The sequence below is a fragment of the Riemerella anatipestifer genome (genome assembly GCF_009932355.1).
Taxonomy (GTDB): domain Bacteria; phylum Bacteroidota; class Bacteroidia; order Flavobacteriales; family Weeksellaceae; genus Riemerella; species Riemerella anatipestifer_E.
In genome coordinates this window covers 31040-45550 of record NZ_LEKU01000009.1, presented here as the reverse complement: position 1 = coordinate 45550, position 14511 = coordinate 31040, and the positions used below count along the sequence as shown (strand labels likewise).

The 14511-nt window shown below is 34.7% G+C and carries 9 protein-coding genes; 6 read left to right on the top strand and 3 right to left on the bottom strand.

The annotated features are described in order from the left end of the window. Nucleotide 1: 1 nt before the first annotated feature. On the top strand, nt 2-688 hold the full coding sequence (locus GXW81_RS03770; protein WP_161531250.1) for an NAD-dependent deacylase: 687 nt from the start codon (nt 2-4) through the stop codon (nt 686-688). On the opposite strand, the gene GXW81_RS03765 is transcribed toward GXW81_RS03770, so the two are convergent. The 3 genes from GXW81_RS03765 to dapA all read right to left on the bottom strand — a co-directional run bounded on the left by GXW81_RS03765 (nt 685) and on the right by dapA (nt 3250). Further along, nucleotides 685-1338: a metal-dependent transcriptional regulator gene (locus GXW81_RS03765; protein WP_161531249.1), complete on the bottom strand. Its 654-nt coding sequence runs from the start codon at nt 1336-1338 to the stop codon at nt 685-687. The two genes, GXW81_RS03770 and GXW81_RS03765, sit on opposite strands and share 4 nt — an antisense overlap. A gap of 43 nt (nt 1339-1381) precedes the next feature. Further along, nucleotides 1382-2290, bottom strand: a complete 909-nt coding sequence (locus GXW81_RS03760) for a CorA family divalent cation transporter (protein ID WP_161531248.1) — start codon at nt 2288-2290, stop codon at nt 1382-1384. A 72-nt stretch (nt 2291-2362) separates the two neighbouring features. Continuing rightward, nucleotides 2363-3250 carry a 4-hydroxy-tetrahydrodipicolinate synthase gene (gene dapA / locus GXW81_RS03755; RefSeq protein ID WP_161531247.1) on the bottom strand — a complete coding sequence of 296 codons (888 nt, stop codon included), beginning with the start codon at nt 3248-3250 and terminating at the stop codon, nt 2363-2365. A gap of 270 nt (nt 3251-3520) precedes the next feature. Between dapA and GXW81_RS03750 the strand changes: the two genes are divergently transcribed. From GXW81_RS03750 to GXW81_RS03730, 5 genes are all read left to right on the top strand, one after another. Beyond that, nucleotides 3521-6244, top strand: coding sequence for a SusC/RagA family TonB-linked outer membrane protein (locus tag GXW81_RS03750; protein WP_161531246.1), 2724 nt, complete (start codon nt 3521-3523; stop codon nt 6242-6244). A gap of 32 nt (nt 6245-6276) precedes the next feature. Then, nucleotides 6277-7869: a RagB/SusD family nutrient uptake outer membrane protein gene (locus GXW81_RS03745; RefSeq protein ID WP_161531245.1), complete on the top strand. Its 1593-nt coding sequence runs from the start codon at nt 6277-6279 to the stop codon at nt 7867-7869. A gap of 83 nt (nt 7870-7952) precedes the next feature. After that, the gene (locus GXW81_RS03740; protein WP_161531244.1) at nt 7953-10100 is read left to right on the top strand and encodes a glycoside hydrolase family 97 protein; all 2148 of its coding nucleotides are present in this window, start codon (nt 7953-7955) and stop codon (nt 10098-10100) included. Nucleotides 10101-10270: 170 nt separating this feature from the next. Next, on the top strand, nt 10271-13510 hold the full coding sequence (locus GXW81_RS03735; protein WP_161531243.1) for a S41 family peptidase: 3240 nt from the start codon (nt 10271-10273) through the stop codon (nt 13508-13510). Between the two features lie 90 nt (nt 13511-13600). Next, a complete protein-coding gene (locus tag GXW81_RS03730) occupies nt 13601-14509 on the top strand; it encodes a bestrophin family protein (protein ID WP_161531242.1) in 909 nt (302 codons plus the stop codon). Nucleotides 14510-14511 lie beyond the last annotated feature (2 nt).

Below are 14511 nucleotides of genomic sequence, written 5' to 3'. Positions count from 1 at the left end.
CATGAAAAAAAGATTAGTAGTACTTTCTGGGGCGGGTATTTCTGCTGAAAGTGGCATTAAAACATTTAGAGATTCTAATGGGCTGTGGGAAAACCACCGTATAGAAGATGTGGCAAGTCCAGAAGGGTTTGCAAGAAATCCGCAATTGGTTTTAGATTTTTATAATCTTAGAAGGAGACAATTAGCAGAGGTTAAACCAAATTTGGCTCATACTATTTTAGCAGAACTAGAAAAGTACTATGAAGTAATTATCATTACTCAAAATGTAGATGATTTACACGAAAGAGCAGGATCTTCTCATATTATTCATCTTCATGGAGAGCTTAAAAAGGCGAGACCTATAAACTCTGAAAACGAGATTATAAATTGGGAAACCGACCTTAATCTAGGAGACAAAAACGAAAAAGGCGTTCAACTTAGACCTCATATTGTATGGTTTGGTGAGGCTGTACCTGAAATGGAAAAAGCCATAGATATAGCAACTTCGGCAGATTTATTTTTAGTGATAGGAACTTCGTTACAGGTTTATCCTGCGGCATCTTTGGTGCATTATATTCCACAGCATTGCGAGTTGTTTCTCATTGACCCTCAAATTCCTGAGCATTATACAAAAAAGGCTACTTGTTTTGCTACTTCGGCAACAGAAGGTATGATAAAACTAAAGGAGATACTCTTAGCTGAGTTTTAATCTAGCTTCACTAAAAGAGCATCACAAACTACTTTACTGAAGGTGTGAGAAATACCATTTACGGTTACCATCATAGAAGAGTCAAACTTTTCTTTTTTGTTTACTGTAAGCCTACTTCCTAAATTAAGTCGCTTATCATTCAAAAAACTAAGGAAATCTTTAGTATCCACAGTTACAGCCGCTAGTGTTACCGTCGCGCCTTCGATACATTCGCTGAGCTTTTTTAGATTTTGTTCTATGATATTGCCCTCTTTGTCAGGGATAGGTTCTCCGTGAGGATCTACTTTAGGATAATTAAGGAGCTCGTCCATTTTATTAAAAAACTCTTCGGAGTGTATATGTTCTAGCTCCTCGGCTATTTTATGCACATTTTCCCAACCAAAGCCCATTTTTTCTACCAAAAACATCTCTGTAAGCCTATGTTTTCTAATCACTAACGCTGCTTCTTTTTGTCCAATTTCGGTAAGAATGATGGGTTTATAGCTTTCGGCAACTACCCATTTTTTTTGAGCGAATTTTTTCATCATACTATTAACGCTCGGCATTTTGATGTTCAAAAACTTGCTGAGTTCGTTTACTGTAACTTCATTGTTATCAGTCTTTAGATGAAATAAAGCCTTTAGATAATTTTCTTCTGTAAGAGAGTTCATAGACACAAAAATAAAAGATTTTTTTGTGTGGAGAGATAGCATTCTAAAACTTTTTCTTTTTAAAGTAAATGAATGTGGCTATAATAATGCTTAGCATTACACCTAAAGTTGCAAAATAACCATATTTATGATGAAGTTCTGGCATAAATTCAAAATTCATTCCGTAAAGCCCAGCGATAAAGGTAATTGGTAAAAAATAGACCGAGTACATCGCTAATAGTTTCATCACTTGGTTGGCTTTTTGGTCGGATAAGGCGATATATACAGAGATGAGGTTAGTAATCTGAGCACTAATGTGGTCAAAATCAGACATTACATCTTTTTGTTTATCTACAAGGTCTGCTATTTCAATGTCTTTTAGATTAAGTTTTTTAAAAGCACCTATCCAATCTGAAGACATGTTAAGTACTCTAGCATTAAGCCCTGCCTTTCTTTTAATTTTGTAGAGTTTTTTTATAGGGTTGAGCTGAGGGCTATTTTGCATAAAAATCTCAGTCTCTAACTTGTCAATAATCTCTATAAGTTTTTTACTTTCGTCATCAAAGGATTTCATTATCTTGAGTCCTAAGATTAGAGCTAACTTATCTGGAGAATATTTCTTGTATTTATCAGTATTTTTGTTAAGGTCTTCTTTAATTTCTAGAATACTCTTATTATCAGTTCTATGTATAGTGATAATTACTTTTTCTATGATAAATATGCCTAATTTAGTACTTACATCATTGATGCCATTTAAGTTTTTTCTTTGAAGTTCTACATTTTCTCTAGTTAAGAAAAACTTTACGCCTTCTACTTCTTCAAATTTAGGAAGATGACTTGGGTCTACAGTATCATCTAAGTGTAACTTATTGATATGAAACTGATGATGTAGAGAGTCTAAATCTTCTTTGGTAGGAGCTGTAACATCAATCCATTTACAGAGGTCGCTTTCAAAAATAGTATCTATAGGCATTATAGAGTTTTTAATGGTATAAAGCTACCCTAAAGAGGGTAGCTCTAGTTAGATTATTTGATATTCTATCAATTATTCAAAAAAAGAGTTTAGTCTGTCAACCTCTGAATTTATTTTTTGTTGTAGACTTTCTGAGGCTTTAACTAAAGGTAATCTAAGGTGGTTTTTAATAATGCCTTTATGTGCTAAAACAGCTTTGATACCAGCAGGATTACCCTCAGCAAAAATAAGGCGTGTGATTTCCACCAGTTGATTATGGATAGCATAAGCCTCTTTTACTTTGTCATTTTTTGCGAGTTTTATCATCTCAGAAAATTCTTTAGGGTAGGCTTGTCCAATTACAGAAATCACTCCATCACCTCCAGCAAGTGTTACAGGAAGAGTGTACTCATCATCACCAGACATTAGTGAGAAATTTGTAGGCTTTTTTCTTAAAATATCAAAGTACTGCGTAAGATTAGGAGTAGCTTCTTTTATCATAAATAGGTTAGGGAACTCCTTAGCCAATCGTAGTGTAGTTTCGGCTTCTATATTTTGCCCTGTTCTTCCTGGGACATTATAAATAATGATGTTTTTACCTGTTTCTGCTAAAGCCTTATAATGCTGATAAAGTCCTTCTTGGTTAGGTTTATTATAGTAAGGAGAAACTGATAAAATAGCCTCAAAATCATCAAGATTAGTTTGTTCGATTTCTTTTTTTACTGCTAAAGTATTGTTGCCGCCAATACCTAGAACTAAAGGGAGTCTTTTATTGTTAACTTTAACAATGTGTTGTATAACAGCTTCTTTTTCTTCCTTAGAAAGGGTGGCAGTTTCTGCAGTTGTACCAAGAACTACAAAAAAATCTGTTCCGTTAGTTATGTTGTATTCTATGAGCTTTGTAAGAGCATCAAAATCGATAGATAAATCTTCGTTAAAAGGAGTTATTAAAGCAACGCCTAAGCCTGATAAATTTTTCATTTTTGTTTTAGTTCTAAATTTAGAAGACCAAAATTAAGTTTTTTTTCGATATAAACAGAAGATTATTTCGTTTTTGTACTATCCTGGAGTTATAAATAAAGTCTGCTTTTTCTGTGTTCGAGAGATGAAATTTGTTTTGTTACTCTGTAATTTATGATATTACTCAGAGTAGTTAATTATTTCATAAATATATTGTAACTTAGCCACCTCAATTTTATTGAGTTAAATAAATGTTAATTTTTTTATAATATTGATTTTTAATAAAATACAATGAAAAACTATTCAGTACTAAAGGTTGCACCCGCTTTTCTGTTGGCAGGGGCAATGCTACAAGCACAAAAGGTAGATTCTGCCAAAACCAAAAGTATAGATGAGGTAGTGCTTATAGGTTACGGAAAGAAGAAAAAATCAGATCTTACAGGGTCTGTAACATCTATTTCTTCTAAAGATTTTAATGATGGTATGTTATCTTCTCCAGAACAGCTTATTCAAGGTAAAGCGGCAGGTGTACAGATTACAACTAATGGCGGTGCTCCTGGTAGTGGCTCTACAATTAGAGTAAGAAGTGGAGCGTCTCTTAATGCATCTAATGACCCACTTATCGTTATAGACGGAATGCCATTAGATACCAAAGGTATTGATGGAGCGGCTAATCCACTAGCCCTTATTAACCCTAATGATATAGAGTCTTTTAACATTCTTAAAGACGCTTCTGCAGCAGCTATCTATGGTAATAGAGCTTCTAATGGGGTTATCATCATTACCACTAAGAAAGGAACTAGAGGAAAACTTAGAGTAGGCTATAATTCCACAACATCTGTTTCTCAAAGATTTGGAACGGTGAATATGATGGATGCTAACGAATTCAGAACTTTAGTAAAAGATAAAGCCTCAGCAGATTATATTTCTAAATTAGGTAATGCAAATACCAACTGGCAAGAAGCTTTTTATCAGTTAGCAACAGGTTTTGATAATAATTTAACGCTATCTGGAGGAATTGGTAAAGTACCATTTAGACTATCTTTAGGATATCTTAATCAAGACGGTATTATTAGGACTAATAATATAGAAAGAAGTACCGCAGGTTTAAACTTAAATCCAAAATTATTTAATAATCATTTGGATATTAATTTTAACTTAAAAGGGACTTATGTAGAAAATAGATTTACTGATGGAGAGGCCATCAATGCGGCTATTGCGTTTGATCCAACACAAAACATTTATGATGCCTCTAATAGGGCAATGGGTGGGTATTGGGAATGGATGGACAATGGAATTCCTAACCAAAATGCAACTAGAAACCCTCTTTCTATGCTTTACCAAAGAAGAGATGTTTCTTATGTAAAAAGACTCTTGGGGAATGTTCAGTTTGATTATAAATTTCATTTCTTACCAGAGCTAAGAGCTAATTTAAACTTAGGTCTAGACCTATCTAACTCTAACGGAACAGTTACTACCTTACCTACATTAGCTTCAGCATACTTCCAAAAAGGAACGAACAGAAACTATGAGCAAGAAAAGAAAAATAGGCTTTTAGAATTTTATCTAAACTATTCTAAAAAACTACCTTCTATAGAGTCTGATATTGATGTAATGGCGGGGTATTCTTACCAAAAATGGAATGAAACTAAACCTTTTGCACCTACAATCTACGGAGATGGAACTAATGATCCTGCAAGCGGTGTGGATTTCTTTACACAAAACTTATTACTCTCTTACTATACTAGATTAAATTATACATTTAAAAATAGATACTTACTAACGGCTTCTGTGCGTAGAGATGGTTCTTCTAGGTTTAATAGTAATAATAGATGGGGCTATTTTCCATCCGTATCGTTAGCTTGGAGAATTGATCAAGAGAGCTTCCTTAAAGGTAACACTACAATCTCTACTTTTAAACTGAGAGGAGGTTGGGGAGTAACTGGTCAACAAGATATTTCAGGCGATTATCCTTATTTGGCCGTATATAGTATATCTAATTCTGGAGCTAATTATCTTTTTGGGGGTGTACCTTACACTCTTTATCGTCCAGAAGGCTATGATCCAAATATCAGATGGGAAACTACAAGAACTACCAACATAGGATTAGACTTTGGTATCTTAAAAGATAGATTGCTATTTAATGTAGATGCATATAAAAGATACACAGTAGACTTACTAAGTGAGGCTCCAACCCCAGGAGGTGCTAACTTTACCAATTTACTTTTATCAAACATAGGAAATATGGAATCTAAAGGGCTTGAAATTGGTGCATTGTGGAAAGCTATTCAAAACGAAAATTTCTCTTGGGATATTTCTGCTAATGCAACATTCCAAGATGCTAAAATTACCAATTTAGCAGCTAATGAAGGAGCTGGTCAAAGAGTGCTTGTTGGAGGTATATCAGGTATTACAGGTGGTTTAATACAAACACATTCTGTAGGCTATAAACCAAATTCTTTCTATGTTTATCAGCAGAAATATGATGCTAGTGGAAGACCAATAGAAGGCGACTATGTGGATAGAAATGGAGATGGCATTATAAACGAGCAAGATATGTACGAGCATAAGTCGTCTATGCCAAAAGCTTTGTTTGCATTTACATCTAGAATGGCTTATAAAAATTGGGATATGGGATTTGCACTCAGAGCTAGTTTAGGTAACTATGTTTATAATAATGCCAATGCTAGATACGGAAATCTACAAAACATAGGAACTAACGGTTATCTTCAAAATCTTACAAGAGACTATCTTAATACAGGATTTACGACATCTCAATATTTTTCAGATTATTATGTAGAAAATGCTTCATTCCTAAGAATGGATAATATCAACATAGGTTATAATTTCCCTCAATTTATAGGAAATGCAAGATTGAGAGTGAATGCTTCTGTAAACAATGTTTTTGTGATTACCAAGTATAGCGGGGTAGACCCAGAGGTTTTCAATGGTATTGATAATAACTTCTACCAAAGACCTCGTGTGTATTCATTAGGTTTCAATCTTCAGTTTTAATTAAAAATTATACAAGTTAAAAATTTAAAATAATGAACTTAAAATATTTAAAAATAGGGATGGCTGCTTTAGCATTCAACTTCTCTCTTACTTCGTGCGAAAGAGATTTGGATCAAGTGCATAGTAGTGATGTTACTTCCGTAAGCGTTTACTCAGATTTTGCCAATTACAAAAATGTCTTAGCGAAATGTTACGCTGGGTTAGCAATAGGTGGACAAGAAGGAGGTGATGGTAAACCCGATGTAAAAGGTATTGATGGAGGTATGTCCAACTACTTAAGACAGTATTTCCAGCTACAAGAATTACCTACTGATGAAGCAGTGATAGGTTGGGGAGATGCCAATTTGCCAGAAATGAACACAATGAAGTGGGGGTCTGATAACCAATTTATTACAGCAATGTATTACCGTGTTATATATCAAGTAACACTTACCAGTGAATTTATTAGAGAAACGTCTGATGATAAACTATCTTCTCGTGGTATTACTGGAGCTCAAGCTGAAGAAGCTAGACTTTTCAGAAATGAAGCTCGTTTTTTAAGAGCATTGAGTTATGCACACGCCATAGATTTATTTGGTAATGTTCCTTTTGTAAATGAAAACACAGAAATAGGTTTAACACCTCCTGCGAGAATAGAAAGGAAAGCTTTATTCCAATATGTAGAAAAAGAATTAAAAGACTTAGAGGGATTATTAAAAGCTCCAAGAGCTAACGAATACGGAAGAGCAGATAAAGCTGCTGTATGGATGCTACTTGCTAAACTTTATCTTAATGCAGAAGTTTATACAGGAGAAAAAAGATATACAGAAGCAGCTGATTATGCAGAAAAGGTAGCAACAGCAGGGTATAGCTTAAAAGGAAATTATGAAGAGCTTTTCTTAGCAGATAACCATTTGGATAATAATGAGGTGGTATTTTCTATCAACTATGATGGTATCAGTACTCGTACTTGGGGGGGGACAACTTTCTTAGTTCACGCTGCTGTAGGAGGAAATATGAAAGCTTCTGATTTTGGTATCAACGGTGGTTGGTGGGGACTTAGAACTACTAAAAATTTAGTGGAAAAATTCCCTAATGCTTTAGGAGATATAGATAAAAGAGGTAGATTCTTTACTAATGGACAGAATTATGAAATTAACGATATAGCATCATTTACAGATGGTTATGCGTTTATTAAGTTTAAAAATGTAGATAGAGCAGGTAAAGCAGGTTCTGATGTTTCAGGAAACTTTACAGATACAGATTTCCCTCTATTCCGTTTAGCAGATGCTTATCTTATGTATGCAGAAGCAGTATTGAGAGGAGGTTCTGGAGACCTTAGCAAAGCTCTTACTTATGTAAATAAAATTAGAGAAAGAGCTTATGGCAATACTAATGGAAATATTACTGCATCACAATTGACTTTAGACTTCATTTTAGATGAAAGAGCTAGAGAGTTGGCTTGGGAAGGTACAAGAAGAACCGATTTAATTCGTTTCGGTAAATTTACTTCTGGTGCTTATCTATGGCCTTGGAAAGGAGGTGTTAAAGGCGGTACTGCAGTAAGTGATACTAGAAACCTTTATCCAATTCCTGCAAAGGATTTGATAGCTAATCCTAACTTGGTTCAAAACCCTGGTTACTAGTGTAATTATAACCTAAATATAGCAAAAGTGTTGCCTAAAACAACACTTTTACCGTTTAATTCAACTACATATAAATATCAGTTATGAAGAAAAGAAATATCGCCATAGCATTCTTAGGACTTTCTTTCGGAGTCTTGTCTGCACAGAGCCTAAAATCGCCTGATGGCAAATTTGAAATGAATTTTAAACTAGAGAATGGGATTCCGTATTATAGCCTTAGTTATGAAGGTAATCCTGTATTAGAACCGTCAAAATTAGGCTTTGAAGTTTTTAAGAAATCAACTTATAACTATAAAGACATCAGCAATCAAGAGAGCTTAAATTTAAGTTCAGGCTTTGTAAAGGTAGATGAAAAAAGAGATTCTAAAAATGAAGAATGGCAACCTGTTCTAGGTGAAAAAAAGTTCTATAAAAATCATTATAATGAACTTGCGATTACTTTAAATCAAAAGGAACAGAATAAAAATATCGTTGTTAAATTCAGGCTTTTTAATGATGGGTTAGGTTTCCGTTATGAATTTCCGCAGCAAGAAAATCTCAACTATTTTATCATAAAAGAAGAGCTTACCGAGTTTGATTTCCCTACGGATATGAAGGCGTGGTGGTTGGCTGGAGATTATGATACGCAAGAGTATGTTTATCAGACGAGTAATGTTTCCGAAATACCAGCTAAATGGGCTGCTGCTGTAGAAGACAATGTTTCGCAAAGTCCTATCAAAAACGGAGTTCAGACACCGCTAATGCTTAAAAGAGAAGGTAAGAAACCTCTTTATATTAACTTGGCAGAAGCTGCTGTGATAGATTATCCTGCGTCTAATCTAGATGTTAGTGCTAAAGATTACAAATTTACAATTCATCTTACACCTGATGCACAAGGAGCGAAAGGCTATGTTCAAACTTCTGCGGTTACACCTTGGAGAACCATTATTGCCTCACCAAAGGCAGAGGAAGTTTTAGCTTCTAAAATGTTATTTAACCTTAATGAGCCTACCAAGTACAAGGATACTTCTTGGATTAAACCTACTAAATATATGGGTGTATGGTGGGAAATGATTATAGGTAAATCTCAGTGGGCGTACTCTACGGCAGACAATGTAAAAATAGGTGAAACTGATTTTACTAAGCTAACGCCTAACGGAAAGCATGCTGCTAATAACGAAAAGGTAAAAAGCTATATAGATTTTGCTTCTAAACATGGTTTTGATGCATTGTTAATTGAAGGTTGGAACATTGGTTGGGAAGATTGGTTTGGTAAATCAAAGGAATTTGTTTTTGATTTCGTTACGCCATATCCTGATTTTGATATAAAAATGCTTAACGATTATGCTCATAAAAAAGGAATTCGTCTAATGATGCATCACGAAACATCGGGGGCAGCAACTAACTACGAAAGATGGGCAGATGAGGCATTTAAGCTGATGAATAAATACGGGTATACAGCTGTTAAAAGTGGTTATGTGGGCAATATTATTCCTAGAGGAGAACACCATTACAGTCAATGGATGATTAACCACTACAATCGTATCGCAGAAAAAGCAGCAGAGTACAAAATTATGGTTAACTCTCACGAGTCTGTAAGACCTTCTGGACTTAATAGAACTTATCCTAACTGGGTAGCTGCTGAAGCCGCTAGAGGTACTGAATACGAAGTTTTTGGAGGTAATCCGCCAGAGCACCAAACCATATTGCCGTTTACGAGATTTATGGGTGGTCCAATGGACTATACGCCAGGTATTTTCCAAACTAAAATGAACTATTATTTCCCTAACGATACTAGATTTGTTAAAACCACTTTAGCAAAACAATTAGGGCTTTATGTTGTGATGTATTCGCCTCTACAAATGGCCGCAGATTTACCAGAAAACTATGAGAAGCATTTAGATGCCTTCCAGTTTATAAAAGATGTTGCTGTAGATTGGGACGATACTAAAATCCTAGCTGCAGAACCAGGAGATTATATTCATACTGCTAGAAAAGCTAAAGGTAAAGAAGAATGGTTTGTAGGCGGTATTACAGACGAAAATGCTAGAGATTTTGTGGTAGATTTATCATTCCTTGATAAGGGTAAAAAATATGAAGCAACTATCTACGAAGATGGTAAAGATGCTGATTATGTTAATAATCCACAATCGTATCATATTTACAAAAAGGTGGTAACTAGCAAGTCTAAAATTCCTGTTAAAATGGCAAGAAGTGGAGGATACGCTATTTCTATCAAACTTGTGAAATAAATTTAAAGATTTATTCAATTTTAAAGACTGTCTTTTTGAGGCAGTCTTTTGTTTTTCCATTGATTTTTAAGAGGAAATCCTATTTATATATTTTTTGTATTTTTGGGGGTGAGGTCTTTAGTGAGGGTTCACTTTCTACTGATTAACCAAGAATTTATTATAAAAAAACAATGAGAAAGTTAAATTTTGCTTTACTATTGCTACTGGTTTGGGCTAGTGCTTTGGGGAATAATTCGCCCTTGTGGTTGAGGAACACTTCCATTTCTCCTGATGGAAAAAAAATTGCGTTTACCTATATGGGAGATATTTATACAGTCTCTACGGAGGGTGGTTCTGCGGTAAGGCTTACTACACATCCAGCTTACGATTCAGACCCTGTATGGTCTCCTGATGGAAAAATTATTGCGTTTAGTAGTGATAGAGAAAATGGGTTTCAACGAGTTTTTATCATGTCTTCTCAAGGTGGAGAAGCCAAGCAAGTTACCTTCCATTCTCAGACGGCATTGCCATTAGCTTTCTCTAAAGATGGTAAAAATATTATTTATTCGGCTAATCTTCAAAATAGCCCTCAGAATGTTATTTTTCCATCGGCTTCCATACAGTTATATCAAATTTCTATTGATGGAGGGCAGCCAAAGCGAATTTTCAACTCTTCTACTAAGTCTATTAGTTTGACTTCCGATGGAGAGGCGATGTATTATGAAAATATTAAAGGCAACGAAAATCAGTGGCGTAAGCATCATACCTCTTCCGTTACGAGAGATATATGGAGATATAATTTTAAAGCTAAAAAGTACACTCAAATTATCAATTGGAAGGGAGAAGACCGAAATCCTGTACTGAGTTCAGAAGGGAAGACTTTATATTTTCTTAGTGAAAGGTCAGGTAGTTTTAACGTGTTTAAAACCCCTGTTGCACAGCCTTCTAAGGTAGAGCAGGTTACTTTTCATAAAGATTTTCCAGTGCGTTATTTATCTGTAGCGAATAACGGCTCTATAGCTTACAGTTATGACGGAGAAATTTATTTATCTAAACCAATGGGCAAACCTCAGAAGGTAAATGTAAATATCATTAGTGATGTTTCTAATCAGCAGAGTAAATTTATGGCATTCAGTTCGGGGGCAACTTCATCTTCGGTTTCTCCAGACGGTAAGCAGATAGCAATGGTAATCAGAGGAGAAGTTTTTGTAAATTCTACCGACTATAATACAACTAAACAAATCACTAAAACGGCAGCGGCAGAGCAAGGTGTCAGTTTTTCAGCAGATGGTAGAAGTCTTGTTTACGCTAGTTATAGAGACGGATATTGGGATTTGTACAAGGCAAGTATTCAAAGAAAAGAAGACCCTAACTTTTCTAATGCGACTTTAATTACCGAAGAAAAGCTCATTCCTAGTGATAATTCGGAGAAAATGTATCCTCAATATTCGCCTGATGGTAAAGAGGTAGCTTTTGTTCAGAACCGAACGCATATTGCTATTTACAATTTTGAAACTAAAAAAATCAGAAAAATTACAGATCCTAAGTATCAAACGGAGAGAAATGGCTACATCAATTATGAGTGGTCGCCTGACGGTAAATGGCTTGTGGTGCAGTATATTGCGAGGGATAGGGTGCCTTATTCCGATATAGGTATCATAAGTACAGAAGGTGGTAAGGAAATTGTAAATATTACAGACTCTGGTTATTTTGATACCAATCCTCATTGGGCGTTAGATGGCAATGCTATTATTTGGAAATCTGAACGCTACGGAATGCGTAATCATGCTTCTTGGGGTTCTATGAGCGACCAAATGATAGTATTTCTCAATAGAGAAGCCTATGATAAATATCGTATGAACAAAGAGGAATATGAACTTTTAACTGAGGCTGAAAAGAATGAAAAAAAATCCGAAACGGAAGATGCTAAAGATAGCAAAGACGATAAAAAAGAAACGCCTAAGAAAGATAAAAAATCTAAAGATATCAATATAGAATGGGAGAATTTATCTGAACGAGTGGTAAGACTTACACCAAATTCTTCGGAGCTTGGAGATGCTATTATCAGTAAGGACGGAAAGAAACTCTATTATCTAGCTTCTTTTGAAAAAGGGTTTGACTTATGGGTGCACGATTTAAGAGAAAGATCAACAAAGCTATTGTCTAAACTCAATGGTTCTTCGGCTTACTTAGATGCAAGTAAAGATGGTAAAAAAATATTTTTATTGAGTGGACAAAAAGCCAAACTTTTAGAATTGCCATCAGAAAAGATAAAAGACCTTAGTTTTTCAGCAGATATGAAGTTGGATTTAACCAAGGAGAGAGAGTTTATGTTTGATATGGTGAAAAGAGAACTCAAAGAGCGTTTTTATGTTAAAGATATGCACGGCGTTAATTGGGAAAAACTCACAGAGCAATACCGAAAATACCTTCCGCATATCAATAACAACTATGATTTTTCAGAAATGCTTAGTGAACTTTTAGGAGAGCTTAATGTATCACATACAGGGTCTAAATATCGCCCTTCAGCATCATATCAAGAGCTTACAGCGGAGTTAGGTGTATTTGTTACTCCACAGGATAATGGGCTTTTAATAGAAGAAATACCAGTGAATAGTCCGTTTGATAATTATCGTTCTAAAGCGAAGCAAGGGCATATTATTGAAAAAATAGATGGGGAAACTATTACAGCTAAGATAGATTATTATCAGTATTTGGAAGGTAAAGCAGGAAAGAAAATTTTAATTTCTCTTTATAACCCTAAAGATGGGACACGCTGGGACGAGGAAATAAAAGGGATAAATGCGTGGAGATGGAACGAAATTCTTTATCAAAGATGGATTAAACAAAGAGCAGCAGATGTAGAAAAATGGTCTGGCGGAAGGTTAGGCTATGTGCACATTCGTTCTATGGGAGATGATAGTTTCCGTGAGGTGTATTCAGATGTTTTAGGGAAATATAATAATAAAGAGGGTATCGTAATAGATATTAGAAATAATGGGGGAGGGCGTTTACACGAGGATATAGAAGTTTTCTTTAGTGCTAAAAAATACCTTACTCAGAAGGTTCAAGGTAAGAAGTATGGAGTAATGCCTAGCCGCCGTTGGACGAAACCTTCTATTATGGTAATTAACGAAGCAGACTATTCTAATGCACATGGTACGCCGTGGGTTTATAAGCATTTAAAGTTAGGGAAATTGGTAGGAGCTCCAGTTCCTGGGACAATGACTTCGGTTAATTGGGTTACACTGCAAGACCCAACATTAATATTTGGAATTCCTGCGGTAGGTTATGAAAAAGAAGATGGTACTTATTTAGAAAACTTTGAACTTCAGCCAGATGTAGAAGTTTATTTGGATCAAGAAAAAGCCAACCAAGGAGAAGATAATCAGCTTAAAAGAGCGGTAGAAGAACTGCTGAAAGATTTGTAAAATAAATAAAAACTAAAATCCCTGTTATAATTCTATAACAGGGATTTTTTATGTAAAAAACACTATTTTTGAATATTCTTTTAACATGATATGATTAAAACAGAAAAACAAGGACTATTACAACTATTTAAAATAGCATCACCATATCTTATTTACACAACACTGTATGCTATACTCGTGTTAGGTCTAGAAGAGCTTTTTGGAGACCATATTTATAAAATATCGGGGCAAATAGGCTCTGTATTTGGTCTTGCAATTGCATTTTTCTTGGGATTTAGAATGAATTCCGCATACGACCGTTGGTGGGAAGCGAGAAAGATATTTGGAGAGCTTACCAATAATTCTAGGAGCTTTGTAGCTAAAACCTATGCTTATTACAGTAATGATAAGAATATCAACTTGGCTACTCTAGAAAAAAACGCTAAAATATATGACCTTATTCAATTGACTATCGCTTATATACGACAGTTTAAAAATGAAATTCATAATAATCCTAAACCTATCTTTGATGAAAAATCAAAGGTGTTACTAGAGAAGTATAACATCAACGAGGAACATAAAATTTCTAATGAATTGTTGGTAAGTATTTCTAAAGAGATAGAAGAAGACTTTAAGAATACGGCAAACATTGAAAAAAGCGATTTGATGCAACATATCAATCGTTTTTATGATATACAAGGTAAGGCAGAAAGGATAAAAAATACTCCTTTTTTAATGATTTATAGTGCCTTTACTAAGATTATAGTGAGTTTTTATGTGATTTTAATTCCTTTATTTATAGGAGATATAGATTTGGGTGGAGAGAAAAGCGGTCTTGAATTCTTAGCTATTCCTATCATGGTGATTATCAGCACTTCTTTTTTAACTATAAATAAGTTAGCCAACCTTTACGGAGAACCTTTTTCTGAAAATAAAACATCTGTAACGGTAACCGAAATTTGTAATACTATCGAGAGCAATTGTAAAGAAGTTCAATCTAAATTATCAGTCAAAAATTAGCA